This window comes from Pseudonocardia sp. TMWB2A (assembly GCF_017312135.1).
Genome location: NZ_QKQY01000001.1, coordinates 901,436 through 923,784 on the forward strand (window position 1 = coordinate 901,436; position 22,349 = coordinate 923,784).

The following is a 22,349-nucleotide window of genomic DNA, read 5'->3' on the forward strand; positions in this document are numbered from 1 at the left end:
CGCAACGGCGGGGCATTGCCAAGGGGGAGATTTTTGGTAAACCGGTTTCTATGACTAAAGCGGATGAGGGACAGGCGCTCCAGCTATTGGCCGAGGCCATATCGCGCCTTGAAAAAACAATCACGGACCAAGCGGCACAGCAGCCGGCCAACGAGCTGAAAGTCGCGCGCAAGCACGCTGCCTTGCGCGCCGAAGTGACGCAAACCTTGCGCGACCTTGATAAAATATTGGAGGCGCAACATGGGTGATGTGCGTTTGACGGTCGCGGGCCGCCCTTATGATGTAGCGTGCGCCGACGGCGACGAGCCGCACCTCCAGAAACTCGCCGCGCTGGTCGATGAAAAGGCACAGCAAGCGCGACTGGTCGTCGGCGATGTCAATGAAACGCGGATATTATTGTTCGCGGCCATCTTCATGGCGGACGAATTGCAAAATGCGCGCGCCAATGTCGAAAAAAGCGAAGAGCGCCCCGACCTTACGCCGGGTCTCTTGGAAATGGCCGCGCGCATTAATCAGCTGGCGGACAGCATCGCGACCAAAAACTAAGCCGCTCAAATCCCGCACATACCCGAAACGCCGCTGCGCTCTTGTGCCTTGGTTATGGCTCCCATATATATCGGGCGACGGGTACTGCCCGGTGCGCGCTTTTTGCGAACATCCCTGAGGCGATATAACATCCAAGGGGGCTGTCCCTGTCCGGATCCTGGTCCGGAATAAATGGTCCCCACCTGACGTTTTGGCGTCAGAGGATATTCCAGCAAACGGCCATGGCGGTCCCGTCACCTTATAATAAGCACCCTGACAAGTGCGCCGATGATAAAGGCCTTGAACGCCTACAACGCACACGCCCTTTAAAGCCGAACGAGCCGAAAGCGTCCCGCCTTGCCCGACCTCCCGCCGGATACACCGTCCCCGATTGATACCGCCAAGCGTGAATTACGCGCGCGTTTACGGCACCGGCGTGACCAATTTGTCGCGCATATTAATCCGCGCCACCGCGCCTTGATGTTCGGTGTTGCCCCCTCCCCTTTGCGCGCCTTGCTCGCGGAGCATCGCATCATCGGGGCTTATGCCGCTGTCGGAGCGGAAGCCGATATTCTTACCATGCTCGCCGCGTCACTGGGCGCAGGGCAGTGCCTCGCCCTCCCCTGTTTCACCGCGCGCGATACGCCGATGCTGTTCCGCTCATGGTCGCCCGGTGATGCGCTCGAAACCGGGCCCTATAAAGTGCCGCAACCGCGCGCCGATGCCGCCCCTGTCACGCCCGATCTCCTCATGATGCCGTTGCTCGGTTTTGACCGCGCGCTCAATCGCATCGGTCAAGGCGGCGGCCATTATGACCGCTATTGCGCCGCGCACCCCCAAGCGGTGCGCGTCGGTATCGCTTGGGATGTGCAGGAAATTGACCTTGTGCCGACAGAGGCTACAGATGTTCCGCTAAACGCCATATTGACGCAAAATGAATGGATAAGTGCCGCATGAGTAATGAACAATATCAGCCAAGCTGGCGCAAACCTGCAGGGATGGCGTTAATGCTCGCGATAATCGGTGTGTGGGCGTTTATCATTGCCTCGTTCAATGCCGAGATCGGCCAGCTTCATATTGCGCTGCAACTTATCATTTATGCGGTGGCGGGCATCATCTGGATTGCCCCGATGAAGCCGTTGTTGCGCTGGATGGAAACAGGCCGCTGGTGTTAGGCGTCGCGCATAACGCATAACGGATAAGAAAAAAGGCACCGTCGCTAATGCGATAGTGCCTTTTTCTACATTTCCATTTCCATGAAGGAAATGGCGCGAGTGACGGGGCTCGAACCCGCGACCTTCGGCGTGACAGGCCGACACTCTAACCAACTGAGCTACACCCGCGTGGTGTGGAGCCGCGCAAATATGGAAGCATTGCTCCCCTGTCAACAGCCTAGTCACAATTTAGCAAAAATTTCCGCCTTTACGCCTCGTCATCATGGGTAAGCGTGCCCGATTCAAACAGGAAGCCCGCCAAATCGGGCGTTCCGGTGGCTTTCAGCACGGTCTGGAGAATGATCAGAATCGGAACCGCGAGCAGCGCGCCAGGCGTTCCCCACACCCATCCCCAAAAACTGAGCGACACCAGAATCAATAAAGGATTGATGGTGAGGCGTCGTCCAAGGATCATCGGCGTCACAATATTCGCCTCGATCGTATGCAGCGCGAAATAGACGAGCGCAGGCAGGATGGCGAGTTCGATACGGTCGAAACTCATCAATCCGCCCAGGGCCAGCAGCATGATGCCAAGAATGGGGCCAAGATAGGGAACGAAATTGAACAAAGCGACAATCCCGCCCCACATTAAAGGCGACGGCATACCGAGCATCCACAGGATGAGCGCGACCGCCGCGCCCAACAGCGCATTAATGATGGTGATGGTGGTGAGATAGGAAGAGGTCGAATTCACGACATTCTGGATCACCCGCGCGGTTTCGAGAGCGGTGTCGAAATTTTCGCGGTTATTGATCGTGCGCTTGCGCAGCCTCGTCCAGCCCGCAAGGAAGAAAAACACCGCCAGAATTGCGAAAAATATCTGGATGGCGGCGGCAGGCGCGCTCCCTGCAATAAAATCCAGCAGCGAACGCGGCGCTTCAATCGCGACCGCACGCGCCTGCGCACTGGTGCCGCTCGCGACCGATTGCAGGATGCGGTCAACGAATCGCTGTAGATTCGCATAAAAATCAATCAGTGGCGACAGGGTTGCCTGAATTTTGGGCAGCCGGTCGGGAAGCTCGATAAACCAGTCGGTCGCCGGCACGATGATGACCGCAAGCGCCCCGTTCACCAGAATCAGAAACAGGATAACGCAAATCGCCGATGCAATCATCGAGGGAAAGCCGCGCCGCTCCAGCCATTCGAGCGCAGGCACCAGCGCAATCGCTATAACCAGCGCGGCCGTCAGCGGCAGGAAAAACTCCGCCCCCGCCCGCAAAGCAAAGGGCAAAGCCAGAAAAACAAGAACCGCCGAGGTGAGCGCAATCGAGGCAAGCAAACGGTCGCGTCCCCGCCCACCATTTTCACGCGGCGCGCCATTTTCACTCTGCTCCGGCGGTCCTGATGACGTCATGACATTTGTAAACTCTTGTACCCGCCATTTCGTTAACGACCGGCGGAAGGACTTAAGCATAGCATTAGTGGCGCTTTTGTCATTCTGCAACGCGACACATTTTACGTGGTGCAGTGCAAAATTTTAACTAATTATTTTCCTTTTTTATGCAATTAAGCGGCGACAAATATTCACTATTTCCGCTTGGAGCATTTTACATGACGGTCGCCATTACGGCTTTTGTTAAGCAAAAGAACCGCATAACTTTACGCGCTGGCGCGGCCAGCATCGCATTTGCCGTCATGGCTTTGCCGACAGCGTCGCACGCTGCTGGCACACTTGCCGGTTCAACCATCTCGAACACTGCGTCGGCGAGCTATGATAATGGCGGCGGTACGACGACGATCACGTCAAACCCCGTGGACATTAAAGTCGACGAATTGCTCGATGTGACGGTCGCTGGCACCGACCCCGGTGATGTCGCCACGACGCCGGGCGCCGTGCAGAAAGATTATCTGACCTTCACTGTCACCAATAACGGCAATGGCGACGAAGCGTTTGTGCTGGGCACCATCGCGACCAATGGCGGCGACAATTATGATCCCACCAACGTCAAAATCTATATTGATAGCGATGGCGACGGTAAGCTCGATCCGACCAAGGACACACTCTATACGCCCGGCACCAGCGATCCGGTGATCCAGCCTGACCAGTCGATCACCGTCTTTGTGCTTGTGGACACACCGGGAACCGTTGTCGATGGCAACCGCGCCGAAGTGGTGCTGACCGCCGAATCGAAAACGGTGCGCGATAATGGCAATAATAATACGCCGGGCTTCTCGATGGCGGGCCTTGGCACCGGCGGCAGCAATGCCGTGGTCGGTGCAACCGGCGCGGATGGCGAAGATAATGGCTTTTTCAAAGTCAGCGCCGCCACCGTCACGCTCGTCAAAACGCAGGTTGTGCGCGACCAGTTTGGCGGCAGCCAACCGGTTCCGGGCGCAACCATCACCTACACCATTGTCGCAACGGCAGCCGGTAGCGGCGCGGTCGCAGGGCTTGTCATCACCGATCCGGTTCCGGTCGGGACAACCTATCAGCCGGGCACCATCCGCCTCGGCGGGACTGCGCAGACCGATGGTGTCGACGGCGATGCGGGCAGCATCACCAGCAATATTGTGAGTGTGAATATCGGCGCATTGGCAGGGGGCCAATCGCGCAGCGTCACTTTCGACGTCAAGATCAACGCGAATTAACCGGGGCAACGGGGGGCTGATTTTCCGTGATCAAGAAACTTGCATTGATAGTCGCACTGGCCTGTCCGGGCGTGGCTGTGGCGCATAGCCAGGTCGCGCTCGACAGCGATGTGTTTGTGGAAAAGCTGGTCAAGGACGCCACCGGGCGGACCAAGCTTGTCCTCGAACAACCCAAAGCCGTGGTGCCGGGCGATAAGCTGGTGTTCGTTCTGAACTACCAGAATAAGAGCCAGGGTCCCGCCACCAATTTCATCGTCACCAACCCCCTGCCTGCCGCGGTCGTCTTTCAAGGATCGGTCGATAGTGCGGCGCTTGTTTCGGTCGACGGTGGCCGCAACTGGGGGCCGCTTGCGGCGCTCAAGGTGCGTGACCGTTCAGGGGCGCTGCGCCCCGCAAACCCTACGGATGTAACCCATGTCCGTTGGGCTTTTGCCAAACCCATTCCGGCCGGTTCCGCCGGTAAACTGATGTTCCGCGGCATCGTCCGGTAATTTTTAAGCGGGCCGCAACAGGACTACCGGCGGCGTTATTTCGGTGGTCCAATTTATACATAAACCAAGGAATACAGCAATGACCAGTATGCTGAAGAAACTTGGTGCTTGCAGTCTAGTTGCAATCGCGGCGGCAGGGGCAACCCCGGCATTCGCGGCAGGAACGACTGCTGGCACCGACATTACCAACACCGCAACCATTTCTTATGAAGTGGGCGGCGTTACCCAGACGGCGACCGTCACCCCCGGCACCAACACGTTCAAGGTTGACCGCAAGGTCAATCTGACCGTTGCCGAACTTGGCAATGTCACGACCAATGTGACACCGGGTTCGACCGGTAATGCCTCCACCAACGTGACCAGCTTTACCGTCACCAACACATCGAACGACACGCTCGATTTCCTGTTGGCGTCGGGTCATGGCGTGGCGGCGCATGGCGGCACGGATACATTCGATGCCACCAATATGCGTGTCTATGTCGATACCAACAATAATGGTGCGCTGGATGCGGCGGAAATGACGCCGACCAATAATTATATTGATGAACTGGCCGCCGATGCGTCCAAAACTGTATTCATTGTGGCGGACATTCCGAACAATCTTGCCAATGGCGCTGTTTCGGGCATCACGCTGACCGCAACCGCCGCTTTGGGTGGTACAGGCGGCACAGCGGGCGCGGCTCTTACCGAAACGACAGGGGCCAATACGGCCGGGGTCGATACGGTATTTGCCGACACCGCAGGGGCCGTCGATACAGCACGCGACGGTAAGCATAGCGCGCGCGACGATTATACGGTCGTTACTGCGACATTAGCCGTTGCAAAATATAACCGCATCATCAGCGATCCGTTCAATAACACCACCAACCCGAAAGCGATTCCGGGTGCGGTGATTGAATATTGTATCGCCGTCACCAACAGCGGTGGTGCAACCGCAACCAATGTGGCTATCGCTGACCCCTTGCCGACAACCGTTGCGGGTGTCCCCTCTTCCGGCAAGCTTGGCGGGGCCGGTACAGCCACGACTTGCGCTTATGACGGTCCGGCTGGCGGCACGGTTACGGCCACCGATGCATCCGGTACGCTTACCACAGTGGCAGCGGGAACGACGAGCACGTTTGTTTTCCGGGCGACCATCAAGTAAAAGATAAGGAATTAGGGGCCGTCCGGGCAGTATTATTCTGCCCTGACCGGCCCCGCCTTTTCCCATGAATATATTAACCAAAAAAACTGTTTCGGCGGCATCTCTTATGGTGTTGGCAACGCATATCGCTGCGTTTGCTGCAGCGCCTGCGCACGCCCAGCGGATCGTGCGCAATATTGCGTCGGCAAGCTGGACCGTCGATGGCAAGCCTGAAACGGTTTCGTCCAACGAAGTTACGGTTCTCACCACCGCGCTTCCGGCCAGTCCGCCGGAAATCGTTATCTATCGCTTCGGCAACGGATCAGGCAGCATCTCTGCGCCGGTCGCGCCGACCAAATGCGCAGCTTCTGGCGGCGACCAATTTATTACACCCAAAGGCGTCTTTGCAGGCCTTGCCACCGATCCGGCGGCGCTGGTCGCCGAACATAGTTTCATCGCAGGTACGCCGGTCGTGATCGGCATGACCGCGCTTAAAGCCAATCGCGACGCCAATGTGCGCGAAACGCTCGACGTTATCGTCACCACCGCCAATGGCGACCGCGAGGCCATCACCCTCACCGAAAAATCCGCCGATAGCGGCCATTTCCTCGGTATGCTCAATTCAAGCCGCATCCCCCCTGCCCTCAAGCAAGGCGATTGCACCCTGTCGGTCGAACCCGGCAGCACGGTTCCGGTCATTGTCACCAGCGTGGCGGATAGTTCAATCACCGCCGATGCGCTCATCTCTTTCCTGGTGGACCCTTATGGCATCACCTTTGACAGCGGTGATGGCACTCCGGTCGCCGGAACCAGCGTTACCATCATCGACGAAGCAACCGGCCAGCCCGCGACCGTTTATGGTGATGACGGCGTATCGCGCTTTCCCAGCACGGTTATCACCGGCACGACCGTGACCGATTCGTCGGGCGCATCCTATGCGTTCGGCAATGGCGATTATCGTTTCCCGTTCGTTGCGCCGGGCAAATATCATCTGGTTATCACGCCGCCTTCGCCTTATTCGGCCCCGTCGTCGGCAACCCCTGCGGATCTCGCGCCGCTGCGCCGCCCCGATGGCGATGCGTTCCATATTACGGATGCGTCCTATAGCAAAAGCTTCACGCTTTCATCGCCCGAACCGGTGCGGATCGACGTGCCGCTCGACCGTCCGGGAACGCCTTTGCTGGTGCGCAAGATCGCCTCGACCACCACCGCAGTGCCGGGCGATGCGGTCCAATATCGTATCAGCGTCACCAATAGCGATGCGGTGCGCTCGACCGGCCAGATTACGATTTTCGACGATCTGCCGACCTCGCTGCGCCTACGCCCCGAAACGGTGCGTTATAATGGCGTCAAAATTTCTGCTGTCACCAAAGCGGACGGCACCGGCTTTTCGGTGACGGTTCCGGCGTTGGCAGGCGGCCAGTCGGGCCTCCTCACCTATCTTGCCGAAGTACGGCAGGATGCGCAGCCCGGCGATGCCATTAACATGGCGACCGCCAGCGATTCGCGCGGCAGCACATCGAACAAGAGCGATGCGGTCATCCGTATCAACCGCGACGAAATCAGCGACAAGCTGACCATTATCGGCCGCATCACCGAAGGCGGCTGCTTGGTCGATCCGGCCAAGTCCAAGGGCATTGCTGGTGTGCGCGTGATGTTGCAGGACGGCAGCTACAGCGTCACCGACGATGAAGGCCGCTATCATTTTGAAGGCGTGCGCACCGGATTGCATGTCGTCCAGATTGACCCGTCCACCCTCCCGCTCGACCGTGAAGCGGTGGATTGCGCGCAGAACACACGCTCGGCGGGCAATGCGATTTCGCGCTTTGTCGAAGGTCAGGGCGGCGCTTTGAAACGCGCAGACTTCCGCGCCCGTGCCGTTGCGCCGCGCCAATCGCAGGCAGCCAAGGCGCCGACACGCGAAATCGCTCTTGATGACCCGGAAGCGGCTGGCGCGACGCGCGACTGGATGGCGGGCCAGAGCGCAGGCATAGAATGGCTGTTCCCCGAACCGGACCATAATCCGCGCACCAAAGCCGTGCGGGTCGCCATCAAACATTTGCCCACGCAAAAGGTTGAGCTGTTCGCCAATGGCAAGCCGGTCGAACCGCTGACCTTTGACGGCGCGCGTAAATCGCCGGACAATAGTTTTTCAGTGAGCCTGTGGCGCGGCGTTGAAATTGGCGATGCCAATACCGAACTCACCGCGCGCGTGATCGACGCCAATGGCGCGGTCGTGCAAGAGCTTTCGCGCAAGGTCCATTATGCGATTGCGCCGATGCGCGCCGAGTTGTTGCGCGACAAGTCGCTGCTCGTCGCCGATGGCGTTACCCGTCCGGTGATTGCGGTGCGCCTCACCGACCGTGAAGGCCGTCCGGTTAAGCATGGCCTTGTCGGTGACTTTTCGGTCCCCTCGCCTTATGCCGCTGCGATCGAAGCCGATACGCAGCAGAGCCGCCAGCTTTCCGGTCTTGAGCGCGCACCCGCTGTGTGGCGTGTCGTGGGAGATAATGGCGTGGCCTATATCGAACTGGAGCCGACCACGGCATCCGGCTCGCTGCCCGTATCTTTCAGTTTCCGTGATGGTGACATTTCGCGTCAGCAAACGGTCGATACCTGGCTTGATCCGGGCAAGCGTCCGTGGACCGTGGTGGGCTTTGCCGCCGGGACCGTCGGCTATAATACGCTTGATGACCGCATGGAGCCGTTGTCGGACAAGGTCGATGACGTCAACACCGATGCCCGCCTTGCGCTTTATGCCAAGGGCCGTGTGCAGGGCAAATGGCTGATGACGCTCGCTTATGACAGCGATAAGGATAAGGATAATACGCGCCTTCACGGCACGATTGATCCGACCGCTTATTACACCATCTATGCCGACAAATCGCAGACGCGCTATGATGCGGCATCGGTGCGCAAGCTTTATCTGAAGCTGGAACGCCCGCAATTTTATGCGCTGTTCGGCGATTACGACACCAATATGGGCGAAACCCAATTGGCCAATTACCAACGCACGCTGAACGGCGTGAAGGCCGAATATCGCAGCAAAAATGTCGCCGCGAGTGCCTTTGCCGCCGATACGCCCTACCGTTCGTTCCGCGAAGAATTGCAAGGGTCGGGCCTCACCGGTCCCTACCAGCTTGGTCGCCGCGACATTTTGGCCAACACCGAAAAGGTGATGATCGAAGTGCGCGACCGGTTGCACAGCGAACGGATCCTGTCGCAAGTGACGCTGATGCGTCATGTCGATTATGACGTCGATTACCGCAACGGCACGCTGCGCTTCCGCGAGCCCGTCTTGAGCCGCGACAGCCAGATGAACCCGCAATTCATTGTGGTGTCCTATGAAGTCGATGGCGTCGGCAAGCGTGTCCTCAACGCCGGTGGCCGCGCGAGCTGGACCAGCAATGACGAAAAATTGCGCGTAGGTGCCAGTGCCATCCATGACGAAACCGACCTCAGCAAGACCAATCTGGGCGGCGTCGATGTGCGTTATCGTCCCAATGTTTCGACCGAAATCCGCGCCGAATTCGCGCATAGCGATGCCAAAAGCACAACCGGCGATGCAGCCAAGGACAATAAGGCGAGCGCATGGCTCCTCGAAGCCGAACATCATAGCAGCAAATTCGATATGCTGGGCTATGTGCGCCAGCGCGATGGCGGTTTCGGCACGGGCTTTCTCAACCGTTCGGAAGATGCGACGCGCAAATTCGGCTTCGATGGCCGTGTGCGCCTCACCAACGACCTGTCGCTGACCGCCAGTGCTTGGCAGGAAGATTTTCTCGATACCGATATGCAACGCCGCGCAGGCCGCGCCTTGCTCGAATATCGCACCAACGCGACCACGCTGCGCGCAGGGCTTCTTTACGCCAATGACCGCATGATGGATGGCACCGCGAAGGAATCGACGCTGGTGCAGATTGGCGGCACGCATCGCCTGATGAACAACCGGCTTGAGTTGGACGCGCAATCCGAATTCGCGCTGGGCGGCAAGGATGACAGCGTGGACTTCCCCGCCCGTCACCGCGTCGGCGCACGCTTTGCCGCGACCAAAGACATCAATCTTGTCGCAAGCTATGAAATTGCCGAAGGCGATGCGGTCAAGGCGCGCACTTTCCGTGCCGGTTTCGACATCCAGCCTTGGGCGGGCGCCCGCATCACCGCGAGCGGCAACCAGCAGGACATTCAGGAATATGGCCCGCGCACCTATGCCGCGTTCGGCCTTGCGCAATCCTTGCCGCTATCGAAAAACTGGACGGTCGATTTCACCGTCGATTCCAACAAGACGCTGAGTGGTTTCGACAAGGAGGCGGTGTTGAACCCCGATCATCCGGTGGCCTCCGGCGGACATTTGGGATCGCACGGCCTTATCGCCGAAGATTTTATCGCGACCACGCTCGGCGCGACCTATCGCAGCGACCTTTGGACGATGACGGGCCGCGCCGAGTATCGCAATGGCGAGGAAGTGAATCGTTATGGCGCGACCTTCGGAGCTATTCGCCGCATCAGCGAAGGCCGCAATGTCGGCGCGCTGTTCACCTTTGCCAAGGCCGAGGACAAGAATGGCGGCCCGGCGACCCGCGCGACCAATTTGCAACTGTCCTGGGCCAACCGTCCGGCAGATAGCCGCTGGTCATGGCTCGACAAGCTGGAACTGCGCGACGACAAGATTGTCAACGCGGTCGCTGGTCAGCCCGGCCCGATTGGCGGCCCCGACCTGACGCTTGATGGCGACCATCATTCGCGCCGCATCATCAACAGCTTCAGCCTTAACCTGACGCCGGTTGACGGACGCAGCGCGATGGACAGCAGCAGCGCACAGGAATTTGTCGAGCGCGGCGAATATGGCTTCTTCTGGGGCAGCCGCTATGTGTCCGACCGTTATGGCGCGGACGATATTAAGGGCTTTTCCAACATTTTCGGCGGCGATTTCGGGTTCGACATTAATGATATGCTGGAAATCGGCGCAGCAGGCACGGTGCGCCTGACCGGCTGGGGCAAGCAGATCGCCTTTTCCGGCGGCCCCGCTATCGGATTGACGCCGTTCAAAAATGGCTGGTTGTCGCTTGGCTATAATTTCACCGGATATCGCGACCGCGATTTCGAAGCAGCGCGCTACACCCGCAGCGGTCCGTATCTGACCTTCCGCCTGAAATTCGATCAGGAAAGCTTTGCGGGTTTGGGCTTGCAATAAGCAAGGCGAAGCACAGGCAAAAGAAAAGCCCCGGCGCACATAGGCGACCGGGGCTTTTTTTTTACCGTCACCCTCCCTTCTAGGGATCGTTGCATAATTCGTCCATCCACTCCGTTGGCGGGTGAGCGCGCGTTATTTGCGCTTATATCGCGAAGCAAATGGGAGGATGATGGAGGGCGGGGATGCCCGTGGGCGCCCTGTTTCAAAGCCGGGCTTACGCCAGTTTCATCGCCCGTTTCATATTATAGGCGAGTGCGACGAGGAAGGCGTGGTTGCTGTTTTTGGTAAGGCCACGGTAGCGCATCCGGGTGAGGTTCATCCATCGTTTGAGCGTTGCGAACACGCCCTCCACTTCAGCGCGGATGGGCGCGATGAGGCGGTTGTGGCGTTGTTGCCAGGCGGTAAGCGCCGGGCCGCCGCCCCAGCTTTTGTGCATGATGCGCGGCTTGATGCCCGCTGCTCTCAAAGCCTGTCGGCGCGCGCGCTTGGCATAAGCCTTGTCACCATAAAGCGCCGCTTCATCACCGCACACAAGCCGGTCGGCCGGGACGGTATCATTGACGTTTGCCGGGGTCAGCACAAGGCGGCGGATCAGCCGGCTGCCTTGGTCTGTGCCGATGTGAAGCTTATAGCCATAATGGAGGCGGCGCTTGTTGATGCCGCTGCCCGTGCCTTTGCGGGTCGTTACCGCAGCGTCGGGATCGACCGGCTGGCGCGTGCCTCCGGGCGAGCCGGGGCGGAAGGGCGCGGCGATCAGCGTCGCATCGACCATCGTGCCCTGCTTCACAATCAGCCCGCGCGCCTCCAACTGGCGCTCGAACGCGGCAAATAAGACGGCACCAAGGCCCGTTTCGGCCAAACGCCCGCGAAAACGGCACAAGGTCGTATGATCGGGCGAAGCGGCCTCTAGCGACAGGCCCAGAAAACGGCGGAACGACACACGGTCATTAATCGCCTCCTCGGCCTCGGCATCCGACAGGCCATACCATTGTTGCAACAGCACAGCCTTCAGCATCATCAGCGCAGGAAAGGCCGGACGCCCCGGACCATCATGGCGCAGCTTCGCCAAAAGCCGCTCCAACGCCTGCCAATCCACCGCCTCCGACAGCCGCTCCAACCCCGCATTGCGCCCCAGCTTGGGCGACGCCCAACCATCCGCAAACCCCAACTGATCACCCATCAATCCACTCCCTTGCCAACAGGACGAGTGAATCAAACTTCGGGGAATTATGCAACGATCCCTTCTAGGGAGGGTCAAAAGGCGGCACGCCTTTTGGGGTGGGTACATGGCTTTAAGCCGCAACACCCACCCCGAATTTTTCTTCGTAAAATTCGACCCTCCCTGAAAGGGAGGGTGACGGATGTGATGCTTTATCTTCTACCCTATCCTCAATCCGCGAACAGCAGCACCGGGGTTTCCAGCACCTTCTTCAACGCCTGGATATAGCTCGCCGCATCCCAGCCATCGACGACGCGGTGGTCGCAGCTAATCGAGATGTTCATAAGCTTGGCGCGGACAATATCATCGCCCTGGAAGATCGGTCGTTCGACAATCTTGTTGGGGCCGATAATCGCAACTTCGGGACGGTTGATGACCGGCGTGGTCGCAATCCCGCCAAGCGGCCCAAGCGATGTAATGGTGAGCGTCGACCCCGAAAGCTCCTCGCTCTTGGCCTTGCCGGTGCGTGCGGCTTCGGCAAGGCGGCTGATTTCTGCCGCCAATTGCCACACATTTTTCGCCTGCGCATCGCGGATGACCGGAACCATCAGCCCCGCATCGGTTTGCGTCGCCATGCCCAGATGCACCGCGCCATAACGGGTTACAATCCCCGCTTCATCATCATAGCGCGCATTAATCATCGGAAATTCGGGGATGGTTTTGCAGATTGCAACAATCATCAACGGCAGCATGGTGAGCTTCGGACGGTCGCCGCGATTATCATTCAAATCAGCGCGCATCGCCTCCAATGCCGTCACATCGACTTCATCGACATAGGTGAAGTGCGGAATGGCGCGCTTGGACGCGGCCATATTGTCGGCAATGCGGCGGCGCATCCCGATAACCTTGATCGGCTCGTCCGCGCGCGGCTTGGACGCCGGACGATAGCCCTGCCCGCTGCCATAAGCGAGAAACGCGTCGAGATCGCTGTGACGCACACGACCATCGGCGGCCGGTTTGACCGCACCCAGATCAATCTGCAATTCCTTGGCACGTTGGCGCACCGCAGGCGATGCCAGCACCTTGGCCGCATGGGCTGCTGCTGCTGCCGGAGCCGCTGCCTTGGGAGCCTCAGCCGCAGGAGTCTCTGTCAGAGCCGGGGCAACCGCCGCCACTTGCGCCGCCGTCTGGTCGGGCGCGGTCTTATCTTCCTCGATCAGTTCGACACCGGGATTTTCAGCTTCCAGCGTCGCTTCATCCATCGGCCCCGGCGTGCCTTCATCGGCGTGCGCGGGCGTTGTTTCCATTTGTTCTTCGGCTTCGGCGGCATCGGTTTCGATGACAACCAGCATCGAGCCAATCGCGATTACATCGCCTTCCGCGCCCGCAACTTCCAGCACAGTGCCGGATACCGGCGCTTCCATTTCGACGGTGGCCTTGTCGGTCATCATATCGGCGATCTGCTGGTCTTCTTCGACACGGTCGCCAACCTTGACGTGCCAAGCGACGATTTCGGCTTCGGCAATACCTTCGCCAATGTCGGGCAGATTGAATGTAAAACGGGCCATCAGATCAATCCTTCATAATCTTTTCAATCGCCTGACCGATGCGGATCGGCCCGGGGAAATATGCCCATTCAAGGCTATGGGGATAAGGGGTGTCAAAACCGGTGACGCGCTCGACCGGCGCTTCGAGATGATAGAAGCAGCGTTCCTGCACGAGCGCGGCGAGTTCCGCGCCAAAGCCGCTGGTGCGCGTCGCTTCATGGACGACAAGGCAGCGTCCGGTCTTTTCGACCGAGGCTTCGATTGTGTCGATGTCGAGCGGCATCAGCGTGCGCAGGTCGATAATTTCCGCGTCCACTTCCATTTCCGCGACCACGGTTTTGACGACATGGACCATCGTGCCATAGCAAAGGATGGTGAGGCCATCGCCCGGGCGCACAATATTCGCTTTGCCAAGCTCGATGCGATAATAGCCTTGCGGCACATCGGCATCGTCAAATTTGGCCCAGGCTTCGACCGGACGGTCATAATAGCCGGAGAAGGGCCCGTTATAGATGCGCTTGGGTTCAAAGAAGATCACCGGATCATTATCCTCGATCGACGCAATCAAAAGCCCCTTGGCATCATAAGGTGTCGAGGGAATAACGGTCTTTAACCCGCTGACATGGGTGAAAATTCCTTCGGGCGACTGGCTGTGCGTCTGTCCGCCGAAAATGCCGCCACCAAAGGGCGAACGCACCGTCATCGGGCAGATAAAATCGCCCGCCGAGCGGTAGCGCAGGCGCGCCGCTTCGCTCACCAATTGGTCGAGCGCGGGATAGATATAGTCGGCAAACTGGATTTCGGGGATCGGCCGCAAGCCGTAAGCGCACATGCCGACACCGACGCCGATAATACCACATTCGGTAATCGGCGTATCGAACACACGGGTCTTGCCATATTTTTTCTGCAAGCCTGCGGTTGCACGGAACACGCCGCCAAAATAGCCGACATCTTCGCCCAATACGACCGTATCGGGGTCGCGCTCCAGCATGACATCCATCGCGCTGTTGATCGCCTCGATCATGTTCATGCGCTTGATGGCGCCGCTTTCGGTTTCTTCGACCATCAGATCACTCATTTCTTTTGCCATTTGCGATCCCTTTCGCTGATGGCTTGCGCGCATTGTTCTTGGAGATGCCAAGGCATATCCTCGAACACATCTTCAAACATGGTTTCAAACGGCTGGTGCATACCATGCCCCAAAATGCCGTTCTTTTCAGCCTCTTTGCCTGCAGACTTCACAAGTTCTGCAAGCTCTAAATCCATCGCGGCGTGGCGTTCTTCGTCCCACAAGCCTTCACCGATCAAGTGCGCCTTCAACCGCGCAATCGGGTCGCCGAGCGGCCAGGCGCTGCTTTCATCGGCGCTGCGATAGGCGCTGGGGTCATCCGAGGTCGAATGGCCTTCGGCGCGATAGCTGAAATGCTCGATAAGCGTCGGGCCCTGATTGGTGCGCGCGCGCTCTGCTGCCCATTGCGTCGCGGCATACACCGCGAGCGCGTCATTGCCGTCGATGCGCAGGCCGACAATGCCATAGCCGATGCCGCGCGCGGCAAAGGTGGTGCGCTCTGCCCCGGCAAATCCGGAGAAGGAGGAAATCGCCCATTGATTATTGACGACATTGAAGATGACCGGCGCATTATAGACGGTCGCAAAGGTAAGCGCGCTGTGGAAATCGCCTTCTGCGGTCGACCCTTCGCCGCACCAGACCGATGCAATCTTGCTGTCGCCCTTGGCCGCGCTCGCCATCGCATAGCCGACCGCTTGCGGATATTGGGTCGCAAGATTGCCGGAGATGGAGAAAAAGCCATAATCCTTGGCCGAATACATGATCGGCAATTGGCGGCCTTTGAGCGCGTCGCCCTTGTTCGAATAAATCTGGTTGATCATGTCGACAATCGGATAATCGCGCGCGATTAAAATGCCTTGCTGGCGATAGCTCGGAAAGAACATATCGTCGCGGTCCATCGCCATCGTCGCGGCTACCGCAATCGCCTCTTCGCCGGTGCATTTCATATAGAAGCTGGTTTTGCCCTGACGCTGCGCGCGATACATACGATCATCGAACGCGCGGACCAGCGCCATATAGCGCAGCATCGCAAGCTTTTCGTCGGCTGACAGACGCGGATCCCACGGGCCGACCGGCTTGCCGCCCTCATCCAGCACGCGGATGAGGCTATAGGCAAGCTCATGCACGTCGCTCGGCTTCACATTTTCCGCCGGGCGCGGCACCGATCCGGCGGGCGGGATGACGATGTCACTGAAATCCGCCTCGTCGCCGGGACGGAAGCGGGGTTCGGGAACGTGCAGCGACAAAGGCGGCAAATTGCTCCGCGGGCGCGTATGCGAATCAGGCATCGGCAATCCTCTCGAACGAATGGCTTTTTACCGGTTCCAGGCCCTTTCCGGCTCGAACCGCACACATTCGATTATTACAACATTATGTTATTTTATTTCAAACTACTTCAAAACACAAGCCGGGTGATACCCGGCGCTCCACCACCATAAACCGCAACAAATTCAGACCGCTACCGGCGCACTGATAGGCGCTTGCGGCTGGTAATCCTCGACTTCGAAATCCTCGATTTTATAGTCGAAAATCGAGTCCGGCTTGCGCTTTATCCTGAACTTGGGCGCGCCTTGCGGCGTGCGCGCCAACTGCTCTTCGACAAGGCTTTCATGATTAAGATACAGATGAACGTCGCCCCCGTTCCAAACCACCTCATGCGCTTCCAGATTGCATTGCTGCGCGAGCATCCGCGTGAGGAGGCTGAGCCCGAAAATATTGAACGCAAACCCAAGGCCGAGGTCACAACTGCGCTGGAACAAAAGCCCCGACAATTTATTGCCCGCGACATGGAATTGATAAGTCATATGGCATGGCGGCAAGGCCATCCCGTCCAGTTCGGCCACATTCCAGCCGGTAAAAATATGCCGCCGCGATCCCGGATTGGTGGTGAGGCTTTTCACAAGCTCGGCAATCTGGTTGATGCCATGTTCGGTGCGCACATAATGGCCTTCATCGCCAAGCGCGACATAGCGCGGCCAATTAACCCATTGCGCGCCATAGACCGGCCCCAAATCACCCCAGGCTTTGGCAAAATCCTCCTCCGCCAATATTCTGGCTTCAAACGCATCGCGGCTAATCTCTTCGCCGGTTTCGCGCCGATACCGGTCGAGCGGCCAGTCGGTCCAGATATGGACGCCTTGTTCGACCAAAGGCTTGATATTGGTGTTGCCGGTCAAAAACCACAGCATCTCGCGCGCCGCGACCTTCCAGTAAACCCGCTTGGTGGTGAGCAAAGGGATGGCGTCATCGGCCAAAGAAAAGCGCATTGTCGCGCCGAAAACAGAACGCGTGCCGACGCCTGTGCGGTCGACCCGTTCATCCCCTTGCGTCCAGATGCGGCGCATCAGGTCCAGATATTGATCTTCATAATGCGGCAGGGGCGTATTGTCCGGCAACGGGCGAATCCTTGGGGCTTGGAGGTCAGCGTGCAACGCTATAGATCAATGCCTTGCGCGACAAGCCGCACAGCCTTGGCTTGCATTTGCGGCAACCAAGGCTTTTAGTGGTGTCCATGTCCGCCATTGCGCCCCTTCCCCCGACTATCGCCGATCCCGCTGAACGGCATATGATCGGCATCGTCGACATATTCGCGACCGAAGCCTTGCGCGCACAGGATAAGGAACAGATGATTGTTGCAGGCTTTAACGCCAGCGGCACGTTGAAACATTGGTTCATGCTTGATGGCGCGTCCGACAAAATCCTGTTCGATATAGACTATCTCGGCGCGGTGCTGGCCGATCCCGACTGCCATTATCTGGCGATTGCGCATAATCACCCGTCCGGCAATCCGCATCCGAGCCGCGCCGATATGCGCACGACGCGGCATTTGGCGGACTTATGCAATGAAACAGGCGTGAAGCTGGTCGAACATATCATCGTCGGCAGCACGGAAAATCACCATGTTTTCTGCCAGCACTCCGGATAAAAGCGGCGGAACCATAATTTTCGGATTTCGGGCTTGAAAGGTCCGGAAGGCGCTTCTATAGGACGCGCCTTGCCTCGGTAGGTTGCCTCGCAACCAACCATCGGTCGGGGAGTAGCTCAGCCTGGTAGAGCACTGTCTTCGGGAGGCAGGGGCCGGAGGTTCGAATCCTCTCTCCCCGACCAAATTCTTTCCATTATGCCCTTAATATTAAGCGGTCTGCGCGGCGTTGGCTGATATAGCCAGCGCGGTCGGTTGCAGCATGACGCGGTTACGCCGGCTATCCTTGGCCGTTTTGAAATGGTCGAGATCGAACAGGATAACCGCGCAATCCGACTGTAACCCCGCTTTGTCGAAATAATCGGCAAGCCCGCGCCGGTTGAGAAGACCGGTAAGTGCGTCGGTGCGCGCGTTCAACTCATGCTCGCGCACAAGCCGCCTCTGGTGGAGCGCCAGCCAATGGCCGGTCAACGCGCCAAGGCCGAGGAGAATCAACAGACCGTTGACGGTCTCCGCCCAGCTATCAGGCCGCTTGGTCAGTTTTAGCTCGCCTTGCACGACAAGCATCACCGCACAGACAAGGAAAGACAGCGCCACCATCGCGCCTACAATCACGGCAAGCCGGTTCAAAACGGGCGTTTCTTCCGGGCCTTTTTGGAACCGCCATGCGGCAATAAATAAAATCGCGGCGGCAAAGATATTATAGATGATGAGGCCAACGCCATTATAGCCCGCCACAATCGGCCCCATTACAAACAGCAACGCACACAGGAGCGACGCCGCGCCAATGGCTAATTTCTGCCGAAGCGGGGCGCGATCCAATGTCACCAGCAACAAACCTGTGAGCGCCATCATCTCCAGTCCGAAGGCCAGCGCCATCGCCGGATCATTGTGGAAAGGCGTAAATACATAGAGCAAGAGGCCGCCACAAGCGCAGGCCATGCTGAACGCCCACACCAGCAGCGCTTTCGCCCCGCTGTTCGACAGCCAAGCAATCGCCATCATCGTTGCCAATGTCCCCGCAGACACACCGACCACCATGAATAAAGTGTCATGATTGCTTATCACTTCCTCTCCCCAATGACCGATGATATCGGCCCTGTCTGCGTCAGGAACCGCTCCGGGCGCGGTAGATTTTACACGATGTTAATCCTGTTTATGCGGAGAGAGTGAAGATTTCCCTTATAAACGGCTCAATTTCGACCAACCGAAGCGGAGGAGGGTTTTCCGTTTCCGGACAATCAGTTCTCGCGGAAAGCGCGGCGTAATTGGTCGGTCAAAGGCTTGGTAATATAGGCCAAAAGACTGCGCTCTCCGGTCTGAATAAAGGCCTCGACAGGCATTCCCGCGCGTAATTCAAGTTTCCCTGCTTTTGCCAAACTTTCCGGATTGGGACGGATGCGAACAATATAATAAGATGCCCCGTTGCGCGGATCGGTTGTGCGGTTGGCCGACACGGTTTCCACAACAGCTTCAACCTCCGGCGTTGTCCGCGTATTAAAAGCAGACATTTGCAAGCGGACATTTTGATTCTTATGGACTTGGTCAACATCACGCGGAGAAATTTGCGCCTCGACAACCAGAGCGTCGCTATCGGGAACAATATCCAATATGGTTTCACCCGGCGGAATCACGCCCCCTACTGTTGCAAAGGCGAGTTTATCTACTGTGCCCGATTGCGGCGCGCGAATACTGACCCTGTTGACGGTGTCCTGCGCTGCAATTTTATTGCGCTGCATTTCCGCTAGCTGGGTTTCCACTTCCGCCAATTCGGTGCCCGAGCCGCTGCGTAAATTGCTTTCAACCGTCAGGATTTGCCCCTTTATTTCGGCAATCTGCGCGCGGGTTGATGCAATATTGGCGTTCATCGCTCCGGCTTGCGACTTGAGGTCAACTGCCGTCCGTTCCACCTGATTGAGCCGCGCCAATGTTGTATAACCTTTGGACCAAAGCTCGCGCGTGGCGCGCAATTCCTTATCTATAAGGGCGGTTTGCTCGCGATTGGCCGCCAATTGTTGTTGCAAACCGGAAATTTGCGCTTCTGCTTGCCGGACCCTTTCGACCAATTGTTGTTTCTGGCTACCCGTTGTTCCGGTGCGCAAAGCCAACAAACGTTGTTCTTCCGCCATGAGGTGACGCACGGATGGATTATTGGCGCGTGCAGAAAGTTCGGGGGGAAAAATGATGCGCGTTCGTCCTTCCCGCTCTGCCTTCAACCGTGCCGCCCGCGCGAGTAACTGATCATAGTTTTCACCCGTCAGGTTCGCTGTCGCTTCAGAGACCGTATCATCCAGGCGCAATAATTCCTGCCCTGCTTTCACATGATCGCCCTCGCGCACCAAGATGTCGGCAATGACGCCGCCTGTCGGATGGCCGATATGTTTGACGCGGGTTTCGACCGTAAACTGTCCTTGCGCGATAACAGCGCCCTGCATCGGCACAAAAATAGCGAGCGCACCCAAAACAAAGACCAGAATTGCCAAGACGACAAGGCCCAAACGCATATTGCGTTGCATCGCGATTTCCCCGCTGTGACTGTCGTGGGGCTGCAAGGCCGGGAAATTATGGTTGCTAGGCGGAATGTTCATAATATCATTCATCATCCGCCTCCTTTCGCGAGGGCTTGGGCGTAACGGCTGTCGTCTTCGATGTGCCGACTATTTTGGCCCGTACGAGGCCATCGGCCGTTCTGGACGAAGCCGGGGCCGAGGGAGGCATGCCTGCTTGTGCTTCAGCCTGTCTTTGTGCGTGCGCCTGTGCGCCCGCCTGCGTCGGTGCGGCTGGCGTGCGCTTTCCTCCACCCGGCAACAATTTAGGTAAAATTTCATTCTTCGGCCCATAAGCAAGCGCGCGGCCATCCTGCATCAAAAGCAGCACATCTGCTTCGGCCAGCGCACTGGGCCGGTGCGCGACCACCACTATAATGGCCCCTTCGCTTTTTAATGTGGCAATCGCACGGGTGAGCGCCGCTTCGCCTTCCGTATCAAGGTTCGAATTAGGCTCGTCCAACACGACAAGAAATGGCGCTCGAAACAGGGCGCGGGCCAAAGCCATGCGTTGCCGCTGCCCGGCGGATAAATTACTACCATTCGCCCCAAGCGGCGTGTCATAGCCGTCGGGCAATTTCAGAATAAGTTCATGAACCCCAGCCTTTTTAGCGGCTGCGATTATTTCTTCCGATGTAGCATCGGGTAAAAACCGCGCTATATTCTGCGCAACTGTGCCGTCGAACAGCTCGACATCTTGCGGCAGAAAACCGATATGCGGTCCCAACATTTCCGGCGTCCATTGGTCTATAGTCGCCCCGTCAATCCGCACTTCCCCGCGCAACAGTGGCCAAATGCCGACAATGGTGCGGATCAGCGAACTTTTCCCGGAGGCGCTAGGCCCGACTACGCCCAGAACCTGTCCCGCTTTCAACGAAAAACTTATATCTTGGACTGTCACCTTGCGCGCCGACGGCGGCCCGGAGGTTACATTTTGCAGCGTCAGGGATTGGCTGGGTGCCGGTAATCGGGTGCGTGCAATCGGTTCGGGAAAAACGGTTTGGAGATCATCCAAACGCGCAAGGCTCTGGCGCGCGGCGACGAGTGGACGCCACTGTGCGATTGTCTGTTCGATCGGCGCAAGCGCACGGGAACTAATGATGGAACTGGCGATAATGATCCCGCCAGATGCCTGATCGTTAATCACCAGCCAAGCACCGACCGCGAGCACCATGGATTGCAGGAAAAGACGGAATATCCGTGAAATTATCTGAAGGCCACCGGACATATCCGACAATTGGGTGTTCGCATCGAGGAAATTGTCGCTTGCATGTCGCCATTGGGCCTTGACCCTGTCCGCCATCCCCATCGCACGCAGTACTTCGGCATTACGCCGCCCCGCCTCGGCGACAGCATAACGGGATTGGGACATTTGTGTCAGCGATCGACTGCGCGCCGACGTAACACGGTCTGCGAAAAGGGTCAGCATAATCAAAATGATCGCGCCAAGCATTGTCAGCAGGCCAAGCTGGTAATGGAAGGCGAACAATATCGCCAGATAAAGAATAACCCAAGGCAGGTCGAACAGCGCCAGCGGACCTATCCCGGAAAAATAGCTGCGCACCTGATCTATATCCCGAACGGGTTGCATCCCTTCGGCCCCATCCAGTCCGCGTAATGGGCTTTGCGATACAATGTCGAACACATGATTCGATAGGTTCCGGTCGAGCAACGCGCCCACCTGGATCATCACGCGGGAGCGAAAAAGCTCAAGAAACCCTTGGAACAAATAGGCTATCGACACCAAAAGAATGAGGCCGAACAATGTCGCCCCGCTTCGTCCCGGCAACACCTCGTCATAAACGAGCAGCATGAAAAAGGATCCTGCCAACGCCAATATGTTGAGAACGGCGCTAAACAGAAAGATGGACAGGAATACTGTCCGGTGCGTCCGGTAGAGGTGCGTCAGGGTCGAACCGACATTATTTTTATACATGAATCCATCCGCCCCGGAAATTTCGTAGCGAAT

General features: G+C 57.9%; 18 protein-coding genes, 2 tRNA genes and 1 other RNA gene. 11 read left to right on the top strand and 10 right to left on the bottom strand.

Going from position 1 to position 22,349, the window contains the following annotated elements; translation table 11 throughout:
• Positions 1 to 50 precede the first annotated feature (50 nt).
• The 5 genes from DMP17_RS04160 to DMP17_RS04175 all read left to right on the top strand — a co-directional run bounded on the left by DMP17_RS04160 (position 51) and on the right by DMP17_RS04175 (position 1,700).
• Entirely contained in the window at positions 51 to 248 is a 198-nt protein-coding gene (locus tag DMP17_RS04160) for a hypothetical protein (RefSeq protein WP_337827802.1), read from the top strand.
• Positions 241 to 546: a cell division protein ZapA gene (locus DMP17_RS04165; protein ID WP_337827803.1), complete on the top strand. Its 306-nt coding sequence runs from the start codon at positions 241 to 243 to the stop codon at positions 544 to 546. The genes DMP17_RS04160 and DMP17_RS04165 overlap by 8 nt, the downstream gene beginning before the upstream one ends.
• A 78-nt stretch (positions 547 to 624) precedes the next feature.
• A non-coding RNA gene (gene ssrS, locus DMP17_RS46360) (6S RNA) lies at positions 625 to 781 on the top strand.
• A gap of 101 nt (positions 782 to 882) precedes the next feature.
• The gene (locus DMP17_RS04170; RefSeq protein WP_337827804.1) at positions 883 to 1,482 is read left to right on the top strand and encodes a 5-formyltetrahydrofolate cyclo-ligase; all 600 of its coding nucleotides are present in this window, start codon (positions 883 to 885) and stop codon (positions 1,480 to 1,482) included.
• On the top strand, positions 1,479 to 1,700 hold the full coding sequence (locus tag DMP17_RS04175; RefSeq protein ID WP_337827805.1) for a DUF2842 domain-containing protein: 222 nt from the start codon (positions 1,479 to 1,481) through the stop codon (positions 1,698 to 1,700). Before DMP17_RS04170 ends, DMP17_RS04175 begins: the two co-directional genes overlap by 4 nt.
• Before the next feature lie 91 nt (positions 1,701 to 1,791).
• On the opposite strand, the gene DMP17_RS04180 is transcribed toward DMP17_RS04175, so the two are convergent.
• Together DMP17_RS04180 and DMP17_RS04185 are read right to left on the bottom strand one after the other, a co-directional pair.
• Positions 1,792 to 1,868 (bottom strand) — tRNA-Asp (locus DMP17_RS04180).
• Between the two features lie 79 nt (positions 1,869 to 1,947).
• On the bottom strand, positions 1,948 to 3,183 hold the full coding sequence (locus tag DMP17_RS04185) for an AI-2E family transporter (protein ID WP_337827806.1): 1,236 nt from the start codon (positions 3,181 to 3,183) through the stop codon (positions 1,948 to 1,950).
• Positions 3,184 to 3,239: 56 nt separating this feature from the next.
• Here DMP17_RS04185 and DMP17_RS04190 point away from each other — a divergent pair, with 56 nt between their 5' ends.
• From DMP17_RS04190 to DMP17_RS04205, 4 genes are all read left to right on the top strand, one after another.
• The gene (locus DMP17_RS04190) at positions 3,240 to 4,328 is read left to right on the top strand and encodes a hypothetical protein (protein ID WP_337827807.1); all 1,089 of its coding nucleotides are present in this window, start codon (positions 3,240 to 3,242) and stop codon (positions 4,326 to 4,328) included.
• A gap of 26 nt (positions 4,329 to 4,354) precedes the next feature.
• Positions 4,355 to 4,819 (top strand): hypothetical protein, encoded by a 465-nt coding sequence (locus DMP17_RS04195; RefSeq protein ID WP_337827808.1) that lies wholly within the window; start codon positions 4,355 to 4,357, stop codon positions 4,817 to 4,819.
• A 79-nt stretch (positions 4,820 to 4,898) separates the two neighbouring features.
• Complete coding sequence (locus DMP17_RS04200; protein ID WP_337827809.1) at positions 4,899 to 5,963, top strand: hypothetical protein; 1,065 nt, start codon at positions 4,899 to 4,901, stop codon at positions 5,961 to 5,963.
• 64 nt (positions 5,964 to 6,027) lie between these two features.
• Positions 6,028 to 11,136 carry a hypothetical protein gene (locus DMP17_RS04205; protein WP_337827810.1) on the top strand — a complete coding sequence of 1,703 codons (5,109 nt, stop codon included), beginning with the start codon at positions 6,028 to 6,030 and terminating at the stop codon, positions 11,134 to 11,136.
• 214 nt (positions 11,137 to 11,350) lie between these two features.
• On the opposite strand, the gene DMP17_RS04210 is transcribed toward DMP17_RS04205, so the two are convergent.
• From DMP17_RS04210 to thyA, 5 genes are all read right to left on the bottom strand, one after another.
• On the bottom strand, positions 11,351 to 12,316 hold the full coding sequence (locus DMP17_RS04210) for an IS5 family transposase (protein ID WP_337827811.1): 966 nt from the start codon (positions 12,314 to 12,316) through the stop codon (positions 11,351 to 11,353).
• Positions 12,317 to 12,525: 209 nt separating this feature from the next.
• Entirely contained in the window at positions 12,526 to 13,863 is a 1,338-nt protein-coding gene (locus DMP17_RS04215) for a dihydrolipoamide acetyltransferase family protein (RefSeq protein WP_337827812.1), read from the bottom strand.
• A gap of 4 nt (positions 13,864 to 13,867) precedes the next feature.
• Positions 13,868 to 14,932, bottom strand: a complete 1,065-nt coding sequence (locus DMP17_RS04220) for an alpha-ketoacid dehydrogenase subunit beta (RefSeq protein WP_337827813.1) — start codon at positions 14,930 to 14,932, stop codon at positions 13,868 to 13,870.
• Positions 14,917 to 16,200, bottom strand: coding sequence for a 3-methyl-2-oxobutanoate dehydrogenase (2-methylpropanoyl-transferring) subunit alpha (locus DMP17_RS04225; RefSeq protein WP_337827814.1), 1,284 nt, complete (start codon positions 16,198 to 16,200; stop codon positions 14,917 to 14,919). Before DMP17_RS04225 ends, DMP17_RS04220 begins: the two co-directional genes overlap by 16 nt.
• A gap of 162 nt (positions 16,201 to 16,362) precedes the next feature.
• Positions 16,363 to 17,307, bottom strand: coding sequence for a thymidylate synthase (gene thyA / locus DMP17_RS04230; RefSeq protein ID WP_443217819.1), 945 nt, complete (start codon positions 17,305 to 17,307; stop codon positions 16,363 to 16,365).
• Between the two features lie 53 nt (positions 17,308 to 17,360).
• Between thyA and DMP17_RS04235 the strand changes: the two genes are divergently transcribed.
• Together DMP17_RS04235 and DMP17_RS04240 are read left to right on the top strand one after the other, a co-directional pair.
• On the top strand, positions 17,361 to 17,837 hold the full coding sequence (locus DMP17_RS04235; RefSeq protein ID WP_337827815.1) for a JAB domain-containing protein: 477 nt from the start codon (positions 17,361 to 17,363) through the stop codon (positions 17,835 to 17,837).
• 105 nt (positions 17,838 to 17,942) lie between these two features.
• A tRNA-Pro gene (locus DMP17_RS04240) sits at positions 17,943 to 18,019 on the top strand.
• A 25-nt stretch (positions 18,020 to 18,044) separates the two neighbouring features.
• Here DMP17_RS04240 and DMP17_RS04245 read toward each other — a convergent pair.
• The 3 genes from DMP17_RS04245 to DMP17_RS04255 form a co-directional block, all read right to left on the bottom strand.
• A complete protein-coding gene (locus DMP17_RS04245; RefSeq protein WP_337827816.1) occupies positions 18,045 to 18,875 on the bottom strand; it encodes a sensor domain-containing diguanylate cyclase in 831 nt (276 codons plus the stop codon).
• A 200-nt stretch (positions 18,876 to 19,075) separates the two neighbouring features.
• A complete protein-coding gene (locus DMP17_RS04250; protein WP_337827817.1) occupies positions 19,076 to 20,437 on the bottom strand; it encodes an HlyD family type I secretion periplasmic adaptor subunit in 1,362 nt (453 codons plus the stop codon).
• A complete protein-coding gene (locus tag DMP17_RS04255; RefSeq protein WP_337827818.1) occupies positions 20,427 to 22,316 on the bottom strand; it encodes a type I secretion system permease/ATPase in 1,890 nt (629 codons plus the stop codon). Before DMP17_RS04255 ends, DMP17_RS04250 begins: the two co-directional genes overlap by 11 nt.
• Positions 22,317 to 22,349: the final 33 nt, after the last annotated feature.